The organism is Pararhizobium arenae (assembly GCF_001931685.1).
Classification (GTDB): Bacteria; Pseudomonadota; Alphaproteobacteria; order Rhizobiales; family Rhizobiaceae; genus Pararhizobium; species Pararhizobium arenae.
In genome coordinates, this window is the sequence record NZ_MOOY01000006.1 from 1 (window position 1) to 22,590 (window position 22,590).

15 protein-coding genes and 1 tRNA gene are annotated in these 22,590 nt (G+C 60.5%); 9 read left to right on the forward strand and 7 right to left on the reverse strand.

Features of this window, described 5'->3' with window-relative positions:
- Positions 1-181 (forward strand): hypothetical protein (locus tag BLX89_RS24870; protein ID WP_210187154.1); only part of this gene is annotated, 181 nt, incomplete at its 5' end.
- Positions 182-246: 65 nt separating this feature from the next.
- Here BLX89_RS24870 and metH read toward each other — a convergent pair.
- From metH to BLX89_RS14125, 4 genes are all read right to left on the reverse strand, one after another.
- Positions 247-4,020 carry a methionine synthase gene (gene metH, locus BLX89_RS14110; RefSeq protein WP_075291566.1) on the reverse strand — a complete coding sequence of 1,258 codons (3,774 nt, stop codon included), beginning with the start codon at positions 4,018-4,020 and terminating at the stop codon, positions 247-249.
- Between the two features lie 203 nt (positions 4,021-4,223).
- Positions 4,224-5,399 carry an AGE family epimerase/isomerase gene (locus BLX89_RS14115; protein ID WP_198935155.1) on the reverse strand — a complete coding sequence of 392 codons (1,176 nt, stop codon included), beginning with the start codon at positions 5,397-5,399 and terminating at the stop codon, positions 4,224-4,226.
- Positions 5,400-5,453: 54 nt separating this feature from the next.
- Positions 5,454-5,945: a heme-degrading domain-containing protein gene (locus BLX89_RS14120; RefSeq protein ID WP_075291568.1), complete on the reverse strand. Its 492-nt coding sequence runs from the start codon at positions 5,943-5,945 to the stop codon at positions 5,454-5,456.
- Between the two features lie 166 nt (positions 5,946-6,111).
- Positions 6,112-7,008, reverse strand: a complete 897-nt coding sequence (locus tag BLX89_RS14125) for an ROK family protein (RefSeq protein ID WP_075291569.1) — start codon at positions 7,006-7,008, stop codon at positions 6,112-6,114.
- A gap of 245 nt (positions 7,009-7,253) precedes the next feature.
- Here BLX89_RS14125 and BLX89_RS14130 point away from each other — a divergent pair.
- Positions 7,254-7,330: transfer RNA gene (locus BLX89_RS14130), tRNA-Arg, on the forward strand.
- A gap of 5 nt (positions 7,331-7,335) precedes the next feature.
- Here BLX89_RS14130 and BLX89_RS25340 read toward each other — a convergent pair.
- The gene (locus BLX89_RS25340; RefSeq protein ID WP_280950583.1) at positions 7,336-8,976 is read right to left on the reverse strand and encodes a CatB-related O-acetyltransferase; all 1,641 of its coding nucleotides are present in this window, start codon (positions 8,974-8,976) and stop codon (positions 7,336-7,338) included.
- Between BLX89_RS25340 and BLX89_RS25035 the strand changes: the two genes are divergently transcribed.
- The 3 genes from BLX89_RS25035 to BLX89_RS14150 all read left to right on the forward strand — a co-directional run bounded on the left by BLX89_RS25035 (position 8,954) and on the right by BLX89_RS14150 (position 10,333).
- Complete coding sequence (locus BLX89_RS25035; RefSeq protein ID WP_245292832.1) at positions 8,954-9,604, forward strand: VanZ family protein; 651 nt, start codon at positions 8,954-8,956, stop codon at positions 9,602-9,604. The genes BLX89_RS25340 and BLX89_RS25035 overlap by 23 nt on opposite strands.
- 41 nt (positions 9,605-9,645) lie before the next feature.
- The gene (locus BLX89_RS14145; RefSeq protein ID WP_075291572.1) at positions 9,646-9,903 is read left to right on the forward strand and encodes a hypothetical protein; all 258 of its coding nucleotides are present in this window, start codon (positions 9,646-9,648) and stop codon (positions 9,901-9,903) included.
- Between the two features lie 217 nt (positions 9,904-10,120).
- Complete coding sequence (locus tag BLX89_RS14150) at positions 10,121-10,333, forward strand: hypothetical protein (RefSeq protein ID WP_075291573.1); 213 nt, start codon at positions 10,121-10,123, stop codon at positions 10,331-10,333.
- Between the two features lie 20 nt (positions 10,334-10,353).
- Here the strand turns inward: BLX89_RS14150 and BLX89_RS14155 are convergent, their stop codons facing one another.
- A complete protein-coding gene (locus BLX89_RS14155; protein ID WP_075291574.1) occupies positions 10,354-11,067 on the reverse strand; it encodes an META domain-containing protein in 714 nt (237 codons plus the stop codon).
- A 411-nt stretch (positions 11,068-11,478) separates the two neighbouring features.
- On the opposite strand from BLX89_RS14155, the gene dxr reads away from it, so the two are divergent.
- Positions 11,479-12,672, forward strand: coding sequence for a 1-deoxy-D-xylulose-5-phosphate reductoisomerase (dxr, locus tag BLX89_RS14160; protein ID WP_075291575.1), 1,194 nt, complete (start codon positions 11,479-11,481; stop codon positions 12,670-12,672).
- Positions 12,673-12,708: 36 nt separating this feature from the next.
- On the opposite strand, the gene hemA is transcribed toward dxr, so the two are convergent.
- Positions 12,709-13,926, reverse strand: a complete 1,218-nt coding sequence (gene hemA, locus BLX89_RS14165; protein WP_075291576.1) for a 5-aminolevulinate synthase — start codon at positions 13,924-13,926, stop codon at positions 12,709-12,711.
- A gap of 432 nt (positions 13,927-14,358) precedes the next feature.
- Between hemA and BLX89_RS14170 the strand changes: the two genes are divergently transcribed.
- From BLX89_RS14170 to BLX89_RS14180, 3 genes are all read left to right on the forward strand, one after another.
- On the forward strand, positions 14,359-14,616 hold the full coding sequence (locus BLX89_RS14170) for a YMGG-like glycine zipper-containing protein (protein WP_075291577.1): 258 nt from the start codon (positions 14,359-14,361) through the stop codon (positions 14,614-14,616).
- 225 nt (positions 14,617-14,841) lie between these two features.
- Positions 14,842-16,758, forward strand: coding sequence for an autotransporter assembly complex protein TamA (locus tag BLX89_RS14175; protein ID WP_075291578.1), 1,917 nt, complete (start codon positions 14,842-14,844; stop codon positions 16,756-16,758).
- A 96-nt stretch (positions 16,759-16,854) separates the two neighbouring features.
- Entirely contained in the window at positions 16,855-22,572 is a 5,718-nt protein-coding gene (locus tag BLX89_RS14180; RefSeq protein WP_075291579.1) for a translocation/assembly module TamB domain-containing protein, read from the forward strand.
- Positions 22,573-22,590: the final 18 nt, after the last annotated feature.

The following is a 22,590-nucleotide window of genomic DNA, read 5'->3' on the forward strand; positions in this document are numbered from 1 at the left end:
TAACAACCACATGAAATCAAACACTAATTTCAAAAACAAACCACCCAAACACTCAAATCACACACAAAGCCAGCCAAACAACACACAAACCAAATCCCAAAATCTTGTCCAAATAGTCAAAAATACCGGCGGGGCTGATTTGCGCGCTGAAGGGGCTGATGGATGTCGTGAAAACAGGTAAGGCGGTGCCCTGCACCGCCCTTCGACCACACACAAACTTCAGTGTTCCTGGCTGCTGTTCTCAGCCTATTCCGCCGCAGCCATTCTTTGGGACGGAACGTAATTCAGGATCGGCCCCAGCCAACGCTCTGCGGCCTCCACCGCCATACCTTTGCGCGCGGCATAATCTTCCACCTGATCACGCTCGACCTTGGCGACGCCGAAATAGTAGGCGTCCGGATGGCCGATGTAGAGTCCGGAGACGGAGGATCCGGGCCACATCGCAAAACTCTCGGTCAGGCTGACGCCGATTTCGGCCTCGGCCTGTAGAAGATCGAACAGGGTGGTCTTTTCGGTATGGTCAGGTTGTGCCGGATATCCCGGCGCCGGGCGGATGCCGGCATAGGGTTCAGCGATGAGATCGCTGGGTACAAAATCCTCCTGTGGCGCGTAGGCCCAGAGCTCCTTGCGCACATATTCGTGCATCCGCTCGGCGAAGGCCTCCGCAAAACGGTCCGCCAGCGCTTTCACAAGGATCGAGGAATAGTCGTCATTGGCTCGCTCGAAACGTTCCGCAATCGCCACCTCCTCGATGCCTGCCGTCACGACGAAGCCGCCGATGTAATCTCGGCAGCCACTCTCGATCGGCGCGACGAAATCGGAAAGCGCCACATTGGGACGCCCGTCCCGTTTGGTCATCTGCTGGCGCAGCGTGTGGAAGGTGGCCAGCTCGACCTGTCGCGTATCGTCGGTGAAGAGGCGGATATCGTCACCCACTGCCCCCGCAGGCCAGAAGCCGATGACGGCCTTCGGCGCGAACCACTTTTCCGCGACGATCTTTTCGAGCATCGCCTGCGCATCGGCAAAAAGCTGACGCGCGGCTTCGCCCTGTCGCTCGTCATCCAAGATTTTCGGGTAGACGCCTTTCATCTCCCAGGTCTGGAAGAAAGGCGTCCAGTCGATATAGGCGGCAAGCTCTGCGAGATCCCAGCCCTGAAAGACCCGCGTACCCAGAAAGCTCGGTGTTTTCGGCTTGTAGGCCTGCCAATCGATCTTGTGGGCGTTGGCGCGCGCCTTTTCGAGCGGCAAGCGCTGCTTTTCAAGCTCATTGCGGGCATGGGCCTCGGCAACCTTGCGGTATTCGGCCCTCAGAGTTTCGACGTAGCTATCCTTGGCATCCGGAGAAAGCAGGCTGGAAACCACGCCCACGGCACGGCTGGCATCCGTGACATAAACCGTCTGCCCCCGCTCGTAGCGTGGATTGATCTTGACTGCTGTGTGCACCCGGCTCGTCGTTGCGCCGCCAATCAGCAGGGGAATGTCAAATCCCTCACGCTCCATTTCGGAGGCGACATGCACCATCTCGTCGAGCGACGGCGTGATCAGACCCGACAGGCCGATGATATCGACCTTTTCCGCTCGCGCCGTTTCCAGGATTTTTGTTGAAGACACCATGACGCCGAGGTCGATGATCTCGTAGTTGTTACAGGCAAGCACGACGCCGACGATGTTCTTACCGATATCATGCACATCGCCCTTGACGGTTGCCATCAGCACCTTGCCGGCGCTCTGACGCTCTTCGCCGCCGCCATTGGCGCGCTTTTCCTCTTCCATGTAAGGCAGCAACACGGCCACGGCCTGCTTCATCACGCGCGCCGACTTCACCACCTGCGGCAGGAACATCTTGCCGGCACCGAAGAGATCACCCACCACGTTCATGCCGGCCATCAATGCGCCTTCGATGACATGCAACGGCCGCTCGGCATTCTGGCGTGCTTCTTCCGTATCAGCATCGATAAACTCGGTGATGCCGTTGACCAGCGCATGCTCCAGCCGCTTTTCGACCGGCCATTCGCGCCACTTCAGATCCCGCTCCTTGGCTTCCTTGCCGGCCGCACCCTTGAAACGCTCGGCGAGCGTCAACAGCCGTTCGGTCGAATCGCCGCGCCGGTTGAGAACCACGTCCTCACAGGCCTCGCGCAGCTCGGGCTCGATCGTGTCGTAGACGGCGAGCTGCCCGGCATTGACGATGCCCATATCCATGCCGGCCTGGATGGCGTGATAGAGGAAGACAGCGTGCATGGCTTCGCGCACCGGCTCGTTGCCGCGAAACGAGAAGGACAGGTTGGAAACACCACCGGATATGTGCACATGCGGCAGCGTCTCGATGATCGTCCGCGTCGCCTCAATGAAATCGACGCCGTAATTGTTGTGCTCCTCGATCCCAGTCGCCACTGCGAAAATGTTGGGATCGAAGATGATATCCTCGGGTGCGAAACCCGCCTTTTCGGTGAGCAGCCGGTAGGCGCGGGTGCAGATTTCGACCTTGCGTTCCTTGGTATCGGCCTGCCCCAGTTCGTCGAATGCCATCACCACGACGGCCGCTCCATAGGCCCGGCAGAGCCTGGCGTGATGCAGGAAAGCTTCCTCACCCTCCTTCATCGAGATCGAATTGACCAGCGGCTTGCCCTGCACGCATTTCAGGCCGGCTTCGATCACCTCCCATTTGGAGCTATCGATCATCACGGGAACGCGGGCGATATCCGGCTCGGCGGCAACGAGGTTCAGGAACTCGATCATCGCCTGCTTCGAATCGATCAGGCCCTCGTCCATGTTGATGTCGATGATCTGGGCACCGTTGGCCACCTGATCGCGCGCCACACCGAGAGCCGCCGCATAGTCGCCGGCCGTGATCAGTTTTCGGAATTTCGCCGAGCCGGTGACGTTGGTGCGCTCGCCGACATTGACGAAGGGGATATCCTTGGTCAGCGTAAAGGGTTCGAGCCCCGACAGCTTCATCAGGCGCGGCACGTCAGGGATCGCGCGCGGCGGATGCTTGGCAACGGCCTCGGCGATCGCCCTGATATGCGCCGGCGTCGAACCGCAGCAGCCGCCGACGATGTTGACGAGACCGTCACGGGCGAAGCCCTCGATCTGGGCGGCCATTTCCTCCGGGCTTTCGTCATACTGGCCAAATTCGTTCGGGAGACCTGCATTGGGATAGGCGCAGACGAAAGTGTCCGCCACGCCGGAAATTTCGGCGAGGTGCGCGCGCATCGCATTGGCGCCGAGCGCGCAGTTGAGGCCGATGGTGAAGGGATCGGCATGGCGTACGGAATGCCAGAAGGCCGTCGGCGTCTGGCCGGAGAGCGTACGGCCGGAAAGGTCGGTGATCGTGCCGGAAATCATCACCGGCAGACGGATACCCTTTTCGATGAACACTTCCTCGGTCGCGAAAATGGCGGCCTTGGCGTTCAGCGTATCGAAGATCGTCTCGATCAGGATGATATCGGCGCCGCCATCGATCAAACCGCGCAGCTGCTCGGCATAGGCGATGCGCAGATCGTCGAAGGTCACCGCGCGGTAGCCGGGGTTGTTGACGTCAGGCGAGATCGAAGCAGTTCGGTTGGTTGGTCCAAGCGCGCCGGCCACGAAGCGGCGGCGGCCATCGACTTTTTCCGCCCGCAGGGCCGCGCGCCGCGCAAGCCGGGCTCCGTCGCGGTTCAGCTCGTAAACCATCTCTTCCATGCCGTAGTCGGCCTGGGCGATCGAGGTGGAGGAGAAGGTGTTGGTTTCGAGGATATCGGCGCCGGCGATCGCATACTGGTAGTGAATTTCTTCGATCGCGCCGGGTTGGGTCAGCGTCAGAAGGTCGTTGTTGCCCTGCAGATGGCATTCGCAGGCCTGAAACCGCTCGCCCCGAAAATGATCTTCCTTGAGACCGAGCTGCTGGATTTCCGTTCCCATTGCGCCATCCATGATCAGGATGCGCTCACTCGCCGCCGCCTTCAGCGCCCGGAAGATTTCGGTTCCATCCTGTTTCGGCAAGACATCGCCGAAGAGAGCGTTGATGGCGGACATGGGAAATCTCCCGTTCTGAAAACGACAATGGACTATCGAAATCACATAAAGATATCTTTATGTCAATATATGATTGTCGTTGACCTCAAAGCAAACGGCCCGCTTATAAGGCGGGCCGCTTGAGAAATCGGGTTAGGCAATAGGCAATAGAAGAACGGACATGATCAAGCCAAGGCACCAAGGCTTCCGATGGCCTATATCGCCTACTGCCTACTGCCTACTGCCTCCAAACAATCATCCATCTCATAGATTGCGCAGAGAATATGATAGAAGCTGCTGGCCGGTGCGGGCTCTTCGATGTAGCTGCCGTCCTCCTTCTGCTTGTCCCGCCACAGCCCTGCGACAGGAACAGACAGAAAACCCTTGAGAGCATAGGCCGCACGCGTAGCAGAGCGCAGATAGCGCGCCCGCTCTTCGCCATCCGTCAGCGTCGCAAAGCGGATCGCCGCCTTCAGCCATTCCGTCTGTGGCCAGAGGCGCGCGATCGGATCGGCCACCGAAAAATCATCCAGCAAGGTCATCACGGCGACATCGCGGCTGACAGGGATACCGTATTGCTCGCCGATCTCGAACAGCCGCCTCGCCTTGACGATGGCCTCGGCATTGCCGCGCCGCTCGCTCCAGCGAAGCAGCAGCCAGGCCCATTCGAACTGATGGCCCGGTTCGACGATTCGCCCCTTCTCCCCCGCCATCGGCTGCCAGTCGTGATCGAAAAACTCCCGCAGCGCGCCGGTTTCCCGATCGATGAAGCTGTCCATGCAAAGCGTTGCAATCTCGTCGGCGAGGTTGGCCCAGGCGACCTGATCGAAACCCTCGACCTCTTCGCTGGCAAGGCACGCCTCGAACAGATGCATATGCGGATTGGAGCACAACGGCAGCCGCGGCGGATTGTCCTCCTCGAAGCCGGCAACGGGATGTTTGCAATAGGCTTCAAGCTTTTCCCTGAGACCGTTGCTGCGCCCGATCATTTCGGCTCGTCGCTCCGGAAACACTTCGGCCAGATAGGCAAAAGACAGAAGCGCGAAAGCCTGATTGTAGAGATCGAAGCTCGCGTCGATCAGCGTGCCATCCGCATCGGCAAGGGCGCCGTAAAAACCGTTCGGCTGGAGGTAGACCCGATCGAAATAGGCAAGGCCAGCTTCCGCAACCGGCTTCCAGTCCCCCTGCCAGCCGCGCCTTCCAGCCTCCGCAAAACAATAGACCTGCCGCGGCTGCACCCGCGACCGACGATTGGCCCGGGTCGCCTTCCCCGCCATATCGATGGTTTCGACAAAACCGCCGCCCTCCGTGTCGAAACCCTCTTCCCGCCAGAGCGGCAAGGCCTTGGTCTCGAGCCAGTCTTTCAATTCTGCGGCTAGATCATGGACATCCATCGACAGACCTTTCAGTGTTTCTGCTTCAAAGGGGAGACATCGGCTGGAAACGGCTGAAGCTCAGCCAAGTTTCAGGGCATCGTGATCCTTGTTGAGGATTTCGCAGAGTGCTTCGACCACCATTGCATGGTCCTCGCGTTGCGGCAGACCTGAAACGGTGACGGCGCCGATGACGCCTGTGCCCTTGACGGTGATGGGAAAACTGCCGCCGTGACTTGCAAATTCGCTGTCAGGCAGACCGAACTTGGCCTGCAGCGAACTCTCCTGCTTGGCAAGCGAGAGGCCGACGGCATAGCTGCTCTTGAAGAACCGGAACACGCAGTTGCGCTTGCGACGCACCCAGTTCGGATTGTCCGGGGTTGCACCTTCGAGTGCCGTGTAGAAAAGCGGCATGGAGAAAAGCGTAATATCGATGACGACGCCCAGCTTGCGGTCGCTCGCCATCGTCCGCAGTCGCGCGCCAAGCTCCCAGGCGTCTTCCGGATCAAACCGCTCGAACTGCAACTCGCGTTCCTGCAACGCAATCCGCTCGATATCGTCTTCTATCGTCATGCCTCTTCCCTTCCTCGCCGAGAAATTCCGGCAACCATTGCCCGCGGCACCTGCGCCGCGCCTAAAGCGCGTCGCGATCTCTTAGATTCGCTCATACGCTTTAGGTCTCCGTTTTTTTTAAGCATGTCTTTTCGCAAAACCGCAGCACATTGTTGCGAGGCATGCTTTAGTCCTTCCAAAGCCATGCAGCGCCGCGCACGCCGGAACTATCGCCATGAACCGCCTTGCGGATGGGCGTTTCGAACGTGTCTCCGAAAAGATAGTTCACGATGAGCGGCGGCAACTCGTCATAGATTTCGTCAACGTTGGACATGCCGCCGCCCAGCACGAAGACGTCGGGGTCGACCACATTCGTCAGCAGCGCCAGGCTGCGCGCGAGACGATCAACGAAACGGCGATAGACATCCGTTGCGACGAGATCGCCCGCCCGCTTGTCGGCAATGATGTCGCGTCCGCGCCTGTCGATCCCTGTCGTCAGCCGATAGTCCAGCTCCACGCCGGTTCCACAGGCATACATATCGAGACAGCCGTGTTTTCCGCACCAGCATTTGTGGCCCGGATATTCCTGCGGCGTCATCCACGGAAGCGGGTAGTGACCGATCTCCGCGGCCACCCCCTGATAGCCGGCATGCACATGCTTTCCGATCGCCAGACCGCCGCCATGGCCAGTACCGACGATAATGCCGAACACGATATTCGCATTCTTGCCGGCGCCATCGACGGCTTCCGATACGGCAAGGCAATTGGCATCGTTGGCTAGGCGCACGGGTCTTCCAAGTGCCTGCTCGAGATCGCGACCAAGAGCCCGCCCATTCAGGAGAACCGCATTGGAATTGCGCACGATCCCGGTTCGCGGGTTGGGGCTACCGGGAATGCCGATGCCGATCGATCCGCTTTCGCCCGACATCTGCTCGGCAGCGGCAACGAGTTCGAGCACCGCGCGGATGCAGGCATCATATCCGCTTGTGGGCGTTGCTATGCGATGACGGGCTCGCGTTTCACCATTGCGATCAAGCGCAATGATTTCCATTTTCGTGCCGCCCCAATCAATGCCGAAATACATTCCGCCCGCACCCTGTCCTGAAACATGTCACCCCAGATTCGACCGGCAGGGCTACTTCAATACCCTGCGCTGGAAAATCGAAGCGGCTCTCCCCTCACTCGCGAGCTTCCTGATTAACATTGGCAAACAGGCGAATACCAGCCCCGAGATCCGCAATATTTGGAGCCGGTTTATGGACATCAGAGGAGGACGGCGACAAAAGGGCTTGGCTTCGCGCCGGAGCTTTTGTAAGGGTTTTCGCGGCTGGTCCCATAGCTCAGCAGGATAGAGCGCAGGATTCCTAATCCTGAGGCCATTGGTTCGAATCCAATTGGGATCACCACCCTCTTAGTCATGAAGCAGTGACGGCAGGGCCTCCGCAAGCTGCTGCATGGCATTCTGATCCGCCCACCCCTTGTAGATGCCGATCCTTTTCTGCAGCGCAGCAGGATTGAAACGTGTTTTGTCCGGGTTGATGCTCTCCGGCGGAATTCCAAGCCTCTCGAGAAGATCGAGCCTCAAACCGTCATCGCGCACGAAGTCTTCGTAGGCCACGCTCCAGATGTTCGGATGCGAGACCGCTGAAAATTCTTTTACCTGACGGGTGCGACGCTTGACGTAGGTTTCGATGGCGACCGGATCGGCTTTGCTGGCGCGCGCATGGGACACGTATTGATCCCGAACGTCGCGCGTCATCGCAATGCAGGTCGCGTTCTCAAGCAGAGGAAACACGTTGATCTGGCTCTGCGGAATAAGATTATGCCAGTAAAGAAAAGGTCCGTTGCCCTTTATGCGCAAGGCGCTGTTGAGGAAACGGGAGACCGCACCAACAATCTCGCCGTCTTCCGCATCCCGCAGCAGCAGACGCGCATGGGCAAGCAATCTCTCCGTTCGCATCGCATCGTTGCGAAAGAGCGAGGCCAGCGCCTGCTGCTTTGCTTGCCGGGCAGCCGCTTCACTTGGATGTTCTTCAAGTGAAATCCCCAAAACACAGGCGCGGATAAAATTGATGACCGTTTCCCGCGTCGGCTTGGCAAGCACCGCAAGCACGCCGTGCTTTGCACGAATGCAGGACAGGTTGACGGCATCGAACGGCGCTTGGACCACGTTCGATTGGGAGAGATAGGAGCTGAAGGCAGTGGTTCCGGCATATCCGGAATCGCTGGTCAGGATGATGTGCTGATCGCTGGGTGGCGGCGGCACAAAGGCAAGCGGCGCCAGAACCACCTGTGTTGCAAAGCGCTCAATGTCGTCAAGCAGTTCGCGCGCGGCCGGCAGTGAATCCGACGGCAATTCCAGCGTCTCCAGAGACTTTACGTCCGCCTTGTGCCGCGCGTTTTCCGAAAGCCCCTGATGGCGCGGCGGCGATCGACGGATGGCTCCGGATTTTTCCAGCTGCATGATCATGGCAACAGCCTTGGCCGGTGCCTCCATCGGCACATCCTGAAGCACAAACGCGTCGAAGTCCCACCATTTTACCGCCAGCAGGACACGAATGACCTCCGGCGCGAACCGATAGCGCGTGACCCTCGCCGGCGCACCTTCGACAACAGCATAAGGCGGTACATCCTCGGTCACATGCGCTTTTGCCGTGACTATCGCCCCGTCGCCGATCGTCACACCACGCGTTACGGACACGTCGGGACCGATCCAGACATCGTTTCCGATCACCGGATCAGAAAGCAAATCGGGGGCGGGGCGAACCGGGTATTTCCCCAACGCCCACTCGAATGTCTGCTGCTCATGAAATGCTGGCGACGAAGCGAGCCAGTTTGCCTGATAGTCCGCCTCGCCGCATCGAAACCCCGGACCTATCGTGCAATATCGACCAATGGATCCGACCGCTGCAATATCGCTGCTGCGTATGAGCGTGTAGGCTCCGATGCGCGCCGGAACTCTGATCCTGACCGCGCCTTCCGCCCGGAAGGGCCATTCGACAACGGTCTCCGGATGAAGATCGGCGCCCGTGTCCAAGTTTGCAGTCGGCACGTTTATTCCTCACGTCTTTCAGCGGCCTGTTCGAGTTCGATCAAGCCGGTCTCACTATCAAACCGCAGGAACAGCTAGCACATCCCGGCCAAGACCGGACCGCTGTTCTGCTTGCAGCCTGTTCGCGCGGAAAAACCCTGGCGTCAATGGTCAACATGCTCGCGATACAGCCAGCCTCGCGACGATGCCAGGCTTTTCGCCGAAACGCACGCCGGCCGCGGCCGGCATTGTGCGTTGCAATATAGCGGCCTTTCGCTATTGTTACAGAATGATGACAAAAACTTTTTTCAAGCTATTCAGCTGGATTCTGATTGCAGCCGTAGTGTTCGTTACCGTCTCACCCATCGGCCTTCGCCCGCACACCATGCTCACCGTTTCCTTTGATCGCGCGGCAGCTTTCGCTTTGATCGGCTGCGCTTTCGCGATTGCCTATCCGAGGCGCTGGCTTTCGCTGACGCTCTTTCTGCTGGCTGCGGCTTTCGGCATCGAACTCATGCAATTCATCTCGCCCTCGCGTCATCCGCAATTTGCGGACGCCTCTGTGAAGGCGGCTGGTGCGATGGTGGGTATGATCGCCGGCAAGACTGTCCTTATTATACGCAGGGTTCGCATCGCCCGGATGGCGTAGAACGTATCAGATCTCGGCTTACAGCCTGTTGCGGAAAACCGATGCACGCGTTCGAGGAACATGCTTTAAAACTGCCGTGCGTCCGGCCGATATCATCAGATCTCAAGCAGGCATTCCTCGCAGAGAGGTTGAACGACCTCACCGGCTTGCCAGCATTCGAAACTCTTCTGGCACTGGACGCAGGTAACGGTCGTGCGGCGACCCTCGCGTCCGAAACCAAGTTCGTCGAGGCGGTCATGTTTATGATCTTGAACTGTATCGCTGTGATCGAGGTTCATGCGGGGTTCCCAGTTTCGTGAAATCCGCCAGTGCGGGCATCTACGGCTTGCCCATATCGAGCGGAATGCACCACAATTGGTTGTATCGAATAAAAAATCACCAATTAGTATATCAGCATTAATCAAAATTGTAAAATAAAAACCTTCCGGTCTCTGGGCAACATTACCAATCAGACCGGATGTGATACACTGAGTTCCAAAGTATAGAGTAAAAGTTCCACTTAAGGAGGCCCGCGCGTTGACCCCGTTTTATATTCTGGAGGCAATCTACGTGGTCATTGCCTTTGCCTGCGGCTACTATACCTTCGCCGAAGGTGAGAACAATCGCGCCCTGTGGAACCGGCCGCGCCTTATGGGACTGCTAGCCTGCGTTTTCTGGCCGGTCCTGATGCTTGTTGTTCTTTCGCAAGCCCGCCAATCAGGCGCGAAAACCCGGCGGGGAAACACGTAACCCTCCAAAACTGTCTCTCGTCAAGGCGCGCGCTTGCACTCCACGCCGGCATCATCGCCGCCCTTGGTCAAATCGACGAGCGTCGCTGCTTCGCCCTTCGTCCACCACGAATACGGCCCGCCCATATATTTGGCGCCGGACGCCGAGACGACGTTCGAGGCGATCACAACGGTTTCGCCGATCGCCAGTTGAACAAGGGAAATATTACCGGCATTGATATATTCGGCCGTAACGGCAAACCCACCGCAATCGTAGCGTATCTCGGATCGTTCACCGGCCGCCGATGGCACCCGAAGCACGAGGTCGCTCAACGGATCGTGACGGATGAGCCTCAGCGGCACCGTGTAGTCGAGGGCAAAGAAGCGCAGTCCGCCATTTTCCTGAAGTTCGTAGGATAGCCCTTCGGACAGAGCCTTGAAGAACTTCGTTTCCTGATCCATTACCGCCGGCGGACACAGCTTTCGGGTCGCCGCCGCCGGAGCGAAACTGATCTGCAACCCGCTGACCGTGAAGACGCCGGTGTAGCTGTTGCACCCCGCCATCCCGGAATAGGTGCCGTCATCATGAAGCTCAAGCGTGGTCTGCAGATCGTCGATCACACCACCGGAGCGAATATCCTCGACCAGCCATGTTCCCACAAGGCCCGGTGGTACCGTGCCGGCTTCAACGGTTTGGACCGCGCCAGCCTCGATCAACACGCAGGCACATCCCAGAAACAAGACAGATCGCAGCATCTCTTTTCCTCCGTCAACCGGCGCATTCCGAGCCCGAAGCAGCGCTGCCCCCTTCTTATACCAAGGATCGATGATAGGAACCTATAGGATCGGCTCGATCGGGTTTTCCGGCTAGGAGAGGTCCGCAGAGCGATGCTTGCGCATCGGTCAAGGGCCTCGACGCCGCCGGAAAACCCGAGAAGCCGACCGGAGGTGGCATGGGACTGGTTTCTGGCGTCGTTGCGATGCTTGCCCGATGCGCGAGCATCGCCCCTCGCATCGCGCCTAGCCAGAAACCAGTCCGATGCCATCCTATAGGTTCCTATCATCGATCCTTGGTATTACAGCTCACCGCCTGACATTTCCACGACACTCTTGTTGCACGACGCTTTCGACTGTAGAGCCTTCACGAAACAGAAACGGGATTTGGCCATGGCATCCGGCGCCGGGAACAAGCGACGCATCAGCATTCTGGGCTCCACCGGCTCGATCGGCACCAACACGCTGGACGTGGTTGCCCAACTCGGCGGTCGCGATCGCTTCGAAGTCGCCGCGCTCACCGGCAGCAACAACATCACCCTGCTCGTGCAACAGGCAAAGGCAACGGGCGCCGAACTTGCCGTTACGGCCGATGACGCGCTTTACGGTGAGCTTAAGTCCGCATTAGCCGGCACGGGCATCGCCGTTGCCGCCGGCAGAAGCGGCCTGATCGAGGCAGCGGAACGTGACGCCGGCTGGGTCATGGCCGCCATCGTCGGCACCGCCGGTCTCGCTCCCACCCTCGCCGCCGCCCGCCGCGGCGCCGATATCGCGCTTGCCAACAAGGAATGTCTGGTGTCCGCCGGCGACCTCTTCGTCTCCGCCGTCCATGCCGGCGGCGGACGCCTGATCCCGGTCGACAGCGAACACAGCGCCATCTTCCAGTCTCTGGAAGACGACCAGCGCCACGCCGTCGAGCGCATCGTACTGACGGCTTCGGGCGGGCCCTTCCGCACTTGGACGCGCGAACGCATGGCTGGCGTCACCGCCGATATTGCCCGCGCTCATCCCAACTGGTCGATGGGCCTGAAGATCTCCATCGGCAGTGCCTCGATGTTCAACAAGGCACTGGAGATGATCGAGGCAAAGCATCTTTTTGACGTGCACCCCGACCAGATCGAGGTCGTCGTGCACCCGCAATCGATCATCCATTCCATGGTGGGCTACCGCGATGGTTCCGTCATTGCCCAGCTTGGCTGCCCCGATATGCGCACCGCCATCGGCTACGCGCTCACTTATCCGGATCGCCCCTTGCTCAATGTCGATCGTCTTGATTTTGCCAAGCTCGCGCGGCTTGATTTCGAAGCGCCGGATGAAGAACGCTTCCCGGCGCTTCGCCTCGCCCGGACGGCCATGCAGCGCGGTGGCCTTCAGGGCGCGATCATGAACGCGGCGGAAGAAACCGCCTTCCACGCCTTCGTCGACGGCCGCATCGGCTTCCTCGACATGGCCGATATCGCCGAAGCGGTCATGGACCGTCTCGTCTCAACTCCGGCAGCATCGGGCATGGAGGATGTTTTTGCGGCGGATGAAGCAGCCCGGGCGGAAGCAGCCGACGTGATCGCCGCAAAAGAAAAGGCCGCCTGAGACAGACGGCCAATCTTCACTTCATTCCGGCTGAGCTCAAGCGACCGCCCGCGCCAGCGCGCAGCGCGACCAGAGCTGATGCAGCGCGCCAACCAGATGCTCGATATCGGCATCTGAATGCAGCGGCGTCGGCGTGATGCGCAGACGCTCGGTCTTCTTCGGCACTGTCGGATAGTTGATCGGCTGGACATAGACGCCGCAATTGTCGAGGAGCAGGTCCGAAATCCATTTGCACTTGGCGGCATCGCCGACAATCACAGGCACGATATGGCTCGGATTGGCCATATGCGGAATGCCGGCCTTGTCGAGCAGATTGCGCAGCCGGCGCACCCGTTCCTGATGGGCGAAACGCTCGACCTGGCTTTCCTTCAGGTGGCGGATGGAGGCGACGGCACCGGCAGCAAGAGCCGGCGGAAGTGCCGTCGTGAAGATGAAGCCGGAAGCAAACGAACGGATGAAATCGCACAGCGCAGCCGACGCCGCGATATAGCCGCCCATTACGCCAAAAGCCTTGCCAAGCGTGCCTTCGATCACCGTCAGACGATCCATCAGGCCCTCGCGCTCAGCAATACCGCCGCCGCGCGGACCATACATGCCCACCGCATGAACTTCGTCGAGATAGGTCATCGCGCCGTATTTATCGGCGACGTCACAGATGTCCTTGATCGGCGCGATATCGCCGTCCATCGAATAGACGCTCTCGAAGGCAACAATCTTGGGTGCGCGCGGATCGGCGGCGGCAAGCTTCGCTTCGAGGTCCGCCACGGAATTGTGCTTGAAGATAACGCGCTCGCACTTGGAGTGCCTGATCCCCTCGATCATCGAAGCGTGATTCCCGGCGTCAGAGAAGACGATCACACCGGGAATCTTCGAACAGAGCGTTCCGAGTGCGGCCCAGTTGGACACGTAGCCGGAGGTAAACAACAGCGCGGATTCCTTGCCGTGCAGGTCGGCAAGCTCACGCTCCAGAAGAACATGGTGGTGGTTGGTGCCCGAGATATTGCGGGTGCCACCCGCGCCAGCGCCGCATTCGTCGATTGCGCGCTTCATCGCCTCGGTCACCTTCGGATGCTGCCCCATGCCGAGATAGTCGTTGGAGCACCAGACCGTGACATCATGCTTGTTGCCGTTGGCATCGTAACGGATCGCCTTGGGAAACTGCCCGCGCTGGCGCTCCAGATCGGCAAAAACGCGGTAGCGACCTTCCTGGTGCAGCCCGGCGATCTCGCCTTTGAAGAAACTTTCAAAATCCATCATCGTCTCCAGAACCAGGCCGTCTTCTTGATGCAAACATGCCTGGGGTCAACCCGAAATGGGCGTCGCGGGCCAGCCTGCGGCAAATGGCCCCTAGTTTTGAACCATTCCAGACTATTTTACCGGTTTCAATCCTCCCATTCTTGATTTGCGTCAAGCTGGCGAAAAAATGATCAGTTTATTGTAAAAATGAGCAATCGGAATTCAAAACCACCAAAACCTGTGACGCAGGGAACAGACCTTTCAGCCCTTGTTCAGCTTTGATGGCCTTCTCTTGCTCCGGAAGGAAACGTTTGCGCTGTCTGTAGACTTTATCGAGCGACAAATTATCCTCTCGTTTGCAAGCTTATAGGGATGAAACCCAGAGGTTTCCTCCTCCCCGGGGGTAAGGTCGGACGCGAAACATCGCGCTGCCCATTTTTGGAGATTGAAATGAAGAAAACTATTGCTCTGGTCCTGGTTGCCCTGGCTGCCGCAAGCTGCACCCAGACGGAGAAGGGCGCCGGCATCGGCGCGGTTTCCGGCGCCATCATCGGCGGCGCCATTACCGGCGACGTCCGCGGTGCAGCGGTAGGTGCTGCAATCGGCGGGGTTTCCGGCGCGGTCATCGGCAATGTCACGGAGCAGCCCGGCCAGTGCTACTACCGCGACCGTTACGGCCGCCGCTACATCGATGATTGCCCGCGTTGATCACGCTTGATTTTTAACGATTGAACTCTTGAAGCCCTGGCCTTGCCGGGGCTTCTGTTTCTTCAAGGTCACAGCCTGTATCGCTTTTTTCAGAAAATCACCTCCACGGCTTCATCAATCCGGCCGAGGTGTGTAGGGTCGCCGTTAACAAAGGGAGAACCTTGCCATGCAATTCTGCGCCTGCCATGACGGCGGGCCTGTGTCGAGAGTAGCCTGAAGGACGGAATGCGGAAGCGTCTGCCGACTGTAAGTAGTGCGTATCGGAAGACTGGGACTGCACTTGCGGTTCTGGCCGTGATGCTGTGTGCCCCGCCATCGCTGCGCGATGCCCATGCTTTCAAGATCTTCGGCATATCGTTTTTCGAGGATGATGACGAAAGCGCCGAGGTTATCGACCCCGTCAATTACACGCTCGATCTCGACACCGGCAAAGCCGACGACGACCTGAAGGAATCTCTGGAAAATGCCTCGCGCCTCTTCCAAGAGAAAGAAGAGCCGGTTTCCGGCAATCTCGGCCTCGTCATCCGCGCCCGCGATGATCGCGACCGGCTGCTGGCGGCGCTTTACGAAAACGCCCGTTATGGCGGCGTCGTTGCGATCACCGTCAATGGCCAGGATATCGACAGCCTTCCGCCGGACCCGGTTTTCCCGGAAGGCGCGCCGATCCCCGTGAGCGTCACCGTTACGCCCGGGCCTGTCTTTACCATCGGCAAGGTCACGCTCCAGGGCGATGCGCTTGGCAAGGACCCCGAAGATTACGACCTTGTTCCCGGCGCGCAGGCCAACTCGACACTGATCATCAAGGCCGGCGAACAGGTGGTTGAGGACCTGAAGACGGAAGGCCGCCCGCTCGCCAGGCTCACCCGCCGGGCCGCCGTCGCCGATCACACCACCAATACCGTCGATATCGATATCGCTGCCGAGGGCGGTACTGTCGCGCCGTTTGGCGCGGTCACCGTCATCGGCACAAAGACCGTCGATCCGCAATTCGTGGCGGACTATTCCCGCCTGAACACGGGCGGTCGCTATTCGCCGGAAGAAATCCGCAAGGCCAATGAGCGATTGCGCGCGCTCGGCGTCTTTGCCAGCATTACCATCAAGGAGCCGACGGCACTGGCACCCGATGGTTCGCTGCCGCTGACCATTGAGGTCTCCGAAGGCAAGCATCGCTATTTCGGCGGCGGCGCACAGTATTCGACAACGGACGGCTTCGGTATCCAGGGCTATTGGGGCCACCGCAACCTGTTCGGCCAGGCCGAGTCGCTGCGTGTCGAAGGCTCGGTCAGCAGGCTCGGCGAAAACGACATCAGCTCGCTGGATTACAACGCCGGTATCCTCTTTGCCAAACCGGGCGCTTTCGGCCCGGCGTCCACCTTCAACGCCAGCCTCAAGGCGTCCCTGCTCGACCCTGATGCCTACAGCGCAACGGTTTTCACCGGAGCGGCCGGCGCCACCTTCGAGCTTTCGGACGTCGATACGCTCTCCGGCGGCGCGGAACTGAGCTGGGCCGATATCGAAGACCCCTTCGGCACCAACGAATACCTCACGGCTGCTCTACCGTTCGAATTCGTGCGCGACACGCGCGACAACAAGCTCAACCCGACCGAAGGCTACCGCGCCTCGATCAATGCCAAGCCAAGTTACGAATTCAACGGCCAGACCTTCTTCTCGTCTTTCGAAGGCTCGATTTCCGGCTATTACGGATTTGGCGACGAGAACAGCACCGTGCTGGCCGGTCGCCTTGCCGCGGGAACCATTGTCGGCGGCGACGGTCTGGTCGATATTCCCGCGACCCGGCGCTTCTATCTCGGCGGCGGCGGCACGGTGCGCGGTTATTCCTATCAGGAAATCAGCCCGCGCAACGACGATGACGAGCTTCTGGGCGGTCGTTCCTATGTGAACGCAACTGTCGAGGCGCGAATCGGGATCACCGATACGATCGGTCTCGTGCCTTTTGTCGATGTCGGCACGGTCTCGGCCAACACGGCGCCTGATTTCTCCGATATCAAGGCCGGTGCCGGTATCGGTGTTCGGTACCTGACGCCGTTCGGCCCGATCCGTCTCGACGTTGCGGTACCGCTCAACCCTTATCCGGGCGGCACGAGCTACGGCATCTATGCAGGTATCGGCCAGTCCTTCTGAGGATCAGCCGTCTGACACCTGTCCGGCGCCAGCGCCGACCAAATCCTTGACGCGGAATGAATTTCGCCGCGACACAACTTGCGTTATGGGTAGAGCATGAATCGTCCGGTCCAGATCCTCAAAGTCGCTGCACGCTGGCTTGCCTATTTCCTCGGTTTCGGTGTCGTTGCCGTCGTCCTGCTGTTCCTGTTCGCCGGTTTCACCGCGCCCGGGGCGCGCATGGTCGCGTCGCTGATTGAAAAATATGCCTCGACCCCGGACCAGATCGTCCGCATCTCGGACCCCAGCGCGCTTCTGACCGGCGATTTCAAGGCCTCGGCCGTCACGCTCTTCGACAGCAAGGGCGTCTATGCCGAAATCCGCGACGTCGCCATCGACTGGTCGCCGACCGCGCTTTTCTCTTCACGCTTCGATGCCAATCTGATCAAGGCCGGCACCGTACGCGTCGAGCGCCTGCCCATCCCCTCGCAGGAAACCAAGGAAGTCCGCTCGACCTTCGCGCTGCCGCTCGACGTGAAAATCGGGGCTATCGACCTGCCCGAAATCGTCATCGGCAAGGAGATCGCCGGCGCCGACCAGTTCCTGAGCCTTACCGGCAATCTTGACGCCACCAACACCAGCATCGCCACTTCGCTCGCCGTCGCTCAGCGCGATCAGCCGGATGCGAAGGCCATCGCCAACATCGTCTTCAATCCCTCGGCCAATACGCTGAAGCTCGATGCGACCGTCAACGATATCAGCGGCGGCCTGCTTTCGCGCGCCCTGCAGCTTCCAGGCACGCCGGCCGTGCAAATCGCCGTCAAGGGCGACGGCCCGCTCTCCAACTGGGCGGGCAAGGCAACCGCCGCACTTGATGGCAGCCAGATTCTCGATGTCGATGCCCGTCATGTCGAAAACACCGATGGCAGCCGCAATGTGGCCGTAACCGGCGGCGGCACCTTCGCCTCGCTGCTACCGGAGAACCTTCGTCCGCTCTTTGAGGGCGACACCGCAATAGACCTCGCTGCCGTCCTGTCCGGCGGCACCCGGATCAGCATCGAACGTGGCACGCTGTCCAGCGGCGCGCTCGATATCGCCGCATCCGGCACCTACGACACCGCCGGCGAAAACGACCTGCAGGCAACACTCTCGGGTAAGAACGGCCCTGTCGGTCTGACGATTGCCGGCCGCGAGGGCGACACCAAACTCGCTCTCAATTCGGCCATGCTCTCGCTCGATGGTCAGGCAAATGCAGCCAAGCTGGAACTCTCCGCCAATCTGGCGACCGTCTCGCTGCCGCAAGGTGTCATCGAGGCGGTCAAGCTCACGGCCACCAGCGACAGCTTCGATCTCGCCGGCCGCAGCGGCCCGGTGCAGGCGCATGTCGAAACAGGTGCGATCAATCTTATCGACCCGAATCTCGCCCGCCTCGTGCGCGGTCCGGCAAAGGTCGATGCGACGCTTGCCGTCTCGCCCGAGACCATCGTCTTCAACCCGGCGACGCTGGAAAGCCCTGGCATTGGCGGCACGCTTGGCGGCACCTACCACCTGACGGACAACACCCTTGACATGGCCTTCAAGCTGTTTGCCATGCCTGACACACTGCCACCGGCGCTTTCGGAAAAATTCGACACCACCATCGCCGCAACCGGCAATCTCGCGCTCGCCGAAGACGGCGCGGTCTCCGTGAGCGATCTCGCAGTCACATCCGGTACGCTGGAACTCGCCGGCAATGTCAGTTTCGATGCCGGCAACCTGACCACGGCCATCACCGGCACGCTGCCGGATCTCGGCAAGCTTCTCGCCGACGCCAAGGGTGTTGCCGCCTTCAAGATCGAGACATCCGGCGCCATCGCCACGCTGGGCGTGAAAGCCGAAATCACGTCCGACGGCGCGACCCTGGCCGGCCGCGCGCTGAGCGATCTCGTCGTTACCGCCAATGGCACGGCCAACCCATCGAGCCCGCTCGCCGATATCACCGCCACCGGTGCGATCGACGGTCAGGCCATCGACGTGAAGGCGAGCCTGGCTTCGCAAAACAACAACATCACCATCCCGACGCTCGAAGCGACAATCGGCACCAACACGCTCAACGGCTCGCTGATGCTGACGCCGGAGTTTCTTCCAAATGGCGAATTGGCCTTCAACCTGCCCGACCTCGCCCTTCTCGCCGCCATGGCCGGCCAGCAGGCAACCGGCGATCTCGCCGGTTCCGTCGTCATCGGAAGCCGCAATGGCACGACATCCGCCACCATCAAGGCCAATGGCTCCGGTATCGAGCGCAACGGTCTGAAGATCGTCAAACCGGTTGCGGACGTTTCGATCGCCGATCTCCGGACGCTCGCCATCCGCGGGAATGTTTCCGTCGAGGAAATCGTCCAGGGCGACAACCGCCTGCAGGCGCTGACGCTCGGCTTCCAGCAGCAGGACGGAAAGACGGATTTCGATCTCAAGGGCAGCTATGGCGACAAGCCGCTTGCGCTGACCGGCGCGCTCGCCAGCAACGGTACCCGCACGGATATCACCCTCAATTCGCTGGCCGCGACGCTGAAGGACATCCCGCTCTCCATATCGACCCCGACAACCGTCGCGATCGAAAACGGCGCCGTCCAGCTCAAGGATTTCGTGATCGGAACCCAAGGCGGCACCCTCACCGTAAACGGCACCGCTGGAGAGACGCTCGATCTCGTGGCCACGCTTGCCGGCAGCCCGCAGCTCGAATTCACGCTTCCTCAGGAAAACGGCGAAATGCGCGCCCTGATCAATGGCGCCACGGCCACCGTGAAGGGCCGCCTTGAAGCGCTCGCGCTTGACGTGAGTGCGGATATAGCAAGCCTTTCCCTGCCACAGGGCGAAATCGGCGCCGTTACCTTGAAGGCCCACAGTGATGCCTTCAATGCCACGGCCCAGAGCGGTGTCATCACCGCCCGCATCGAAGCCGGCTCCACCCGGTTCGTCGATGCCAATATCGATCGTCTCATGAAGGCCCCCGTGGCAATCGATGCGCGCTTGAACATCGCCAACCGCGCCATCGCGTTCGAACCGGTTGCCATAGACAGCGCCAATCTGGACGGCGCGCTGAATGGCCGCTTCACGCTTGACGACAATCTCCTGTCGATGACCTTTTCGCTGCAGGCAGCGCCCGGCGCACTGCCACCGGCTGCAGCAAGCCGTTTCGATGCACCGATCGCCATCACCGGTCGCGTCGCCACCGGCGCGGAAGGCGCGGTTGATGTCAGCAATCTGCAGATCGCATCGGGCACGGTCAACGCCGCGGGCTCCGTATCGCTGAAGGCTAACCAGCTGCAAGCCGCCCTTGCCGGCGAACTGCCGGATATCGGCAAGGCACTTGCCGATGCTTCCGGCATGGCGCGTTTCAAGATCGACGCCACAGGCCCGCTCGAAGCCCCCGTCATCAAGGCCGAAATCACATCCAGCGGCGCGACGATGGCCGGCCGCACCCTGAGCGACCTCGTCGCCAGCATCGATGCAACCGCCGATCCGAAAAACCCGCAGGCAAAGGTAACCGCGACCGGCGCCATCGGCGGACAGGCGATCAACGTCAAGGCCGACCTGGTTTCCCAGGACGGCCGCACGAGCATCCCGACACTCGAAGCCCGCATCGGTGACAACACGCTGAATGGCGCGGTCAATTTCAGCGAGGATTTCAAGCCGGATGGCGCCGTCACCTTCAATTTTCCAGATGTCGCACTTCTGGCGGCCATGGCGGGCGAAAAGGCGAGCGGCGATATCGCCGGCTCGGCAGACATCCGCACGGCCAATGGCACGACATCCGTTGCTCTGAAAGCGAGCGGTAGCGGCATCAAGCGCGGCGATCTCGTAATCTCCAAGCCCGTCGCCGATATCACCATCGCCGACCTTTCAGCGCTTGCCATTCGCGGCAATCTATCGGTCGAAACCTTCTCGCAAGGGACCAACCGCCTCACCGGCCTGAAGCTCGATTTCGACCAGCAGGGGGGAAAAACCAACGTCCGCCTCGACGGCAAATATGATGGCGCCCCGCTCGCGCTGCGCGGCGATATCCAGAACGCGAGCGGCAAGACCACCGTCAACCTCGCCTCCTTCAACGCCGCACCGCGCAAGGTCGCTGTCAAGCTCGCTCGCCCCACGACCATCGTCATCGAGAACGGCACGGTAACACTCGACAGCCTCGCCTTCGGCGCTTCGAGCGGCACCGTCACGGTTAGCGGAAAGGCCGGCGAAAACCTCGGCCTCGACGTCAGGATCGCCTCGCTGCCGGCGGCCTTGATCAACACATTCGTCCCATCGCTCGGCGCAGAGGGCGCGATTACCGGCACCGTCAACGTCAAGGGCACGGCGGCAGCACCGGTCGTCGCCTACGATCTCCGCTGGAACAACGCCAATGTCGCCCAGGCCCGCAGTGCAGGCGTCGGCAGGCTGAACATCGTGGCCAACGGTCGCTTCGCCAACAACACGGTCGACCTTCAAACGACGATTTCGGGTGCTGGCGGCCTCTCCTTCCGCGGCGGCGGCAAGGTCGGCATCGCCGGCAACCGGCCGATCTCGATGAAATTCGATGGCGATCTGCCCTTCTCGCTTCTGTCGGCCATTCTCTCCCAACAGGGCTTCACCCTGACGGGCAACGCCCGTGTGGACGTCGCAATCGCCGGCAACGCCAGCGCGCCTGTCGTCACCGGAACCATCACCACATCAGGCGCCCGTTTCGTCGATGTGCGCCGCAATCTGGCGATCACCAATCTGGCGGCCAATATCGCACTTGATGGCCGGCAGGCGCGAATCAACGAACTTGGCGGACGGCTTGCCAGCGGCGGCAACGTTTCGGCAACGGGCACGGTCGGCATCCAGCCCGGCTCAGGCTTTCCCGCCGATCTCTCCATCCGCCTCGACAATGCCAATTATGTCGATGGAACGCTGCTGACCGCCCGCCTTGACGGCACCGTGACGATCAAAGGCTCGCTGGTCGCCTCGCCTGTGGTGGGCGGCCAGGTGACGATCACCAAGGCGGCGATCACCATTCCCGAAAAGCTGCCGCCTTCGCTCTCGGACATCGATATCAAGCACCGCAATGCGCCGGCCGACGTCCGCCGGATGCAAGCCGACCTCAAGAAGGACACGGGCGGCCGCAGCAAAAGCAACGACATCAATTTCGATCTCGTCGTCAGCGCGCCGAACAACCTGTTCGTTCGCGGCCGCGGCATCGATGCCGAACTCGACGGCGATCTGACGATCCGTGGCACCGCATCACAACCCGCCGTCGCCGGCGGTTTTGAAATGCGTCGCGGTCGCCTCGAAATCCTCGGCAAGCGCCTGACTTTCACCGAAGGCACCATCACCTTCGGCGGCGATCTTATTCCCGCACTCGATCTCGTTGCGACGTCTTCTGCCGGCTCGACGACGATCACCGTCAATGTCGTTGGCCTCGCCAACAATCCGACGGTCACCTTCTCCTCCTCGCCTGCCTTACCGCAGGATGAAATCCTGGCGCAGCTGATCTTCAACCGCTCGCTCTCCAACCTTTCCGCTTTCCAGATCGCACAACTTGCCAGCGCCGTGGCCGAGCTCGCCGGCGGCGGCTCGAATTCGCTGCTTGGCGGGCTTCGCAACAAACTCGGCGTCGATGATCTGGACGTCAGCACCGATTCCAGCGGCGGCGCGCAGGTCACGGCCGGCAAATATCTGAACGATCGCACCTATCTGGAACTGCAATCAGGCTCCGAAGCTGGCGGCGGCAAGGCGATCATCAACCTCGATGTCGGCCGCGGCGTGAAGCTGCGCGGCGAAGCCGGCGCCAACGGCACAGGCGGCGGCATCTTCTATGAAAAGGAATACTGACCGAGAAGCTTGAAGGCT

Bases quoted from the DNA above. Each gene is read 5' to 3' on its own strand.
- dxr (WP_075291575.1), top strand. From the start codon at position 11,479: ATGGCATCCGGCGCCGGGAACAAGCGACGCATCAGCATTCTGGGCTCC.
- BLX89_RS14180 (WP_075291579.1), top strand. From the start codon at position 16,855: ATGAATCGTCCGGTCCAGATCCTCAAAGTCGCTGCACGCTGGCTTGCC.
- metH (WP_075291566.1), bottom strand. From the start codon at position 4,020: ATGTCCGCCATCAACGCTCTCTTCGGCGATGTCTTGCCGAAACAGGAT.
- BLX89_RS14120 (WP_075291568.1), bottom strand. From the start codon at position 5,945: ATGACGATAGAAGACGATATCGAGCGGATTGCGTTGCAGGAACGCGAG.
- BLX89_RS14155 (WP_075291574.1), bottom strand. From the start codon at position 11,067: ATGCTGCGATCTGTCTTGTTTCTGGGATGTGCCTGCGTGTTGATCGAG.
- BLX89_RS14170 (WP_075291577.1), top strand. From the start codon at position 14,359: ATGAAGAAAACTATTGCTCTGGTCCTGGTTGCCCTGGCTGCCGCAAGC.
- BLX89_RS14175 (WP_075291578.1), top strand. From the start codon at position 14,842: ATGCGGAAGCGTCTGCCGACTGTAAGTAGTGCGTATCGGAAGACTGGG.
- hemA (WP_075291576.1), bottom strand. From the start codon at position 13,926: ATGGATTTTGAAAGTTTCTTCAAAGGCGAGATCGCCGGGCTGCACCAG.
- BLX89_RS14125 (WP_075291569.1), bottom strand. From the start codon at position 7,008: ATGTATTTCGGCATTGATTGGGGCGGCACGAAAATGGAAATCATTGCG.
- BLX89_RS14145 (WP_075291572.1), top strand. From the start codon at position 9,646: ATGCACGCGTTCGAGGAACATGCTTTAAAACTGCCGTGCGTCCGGCCG.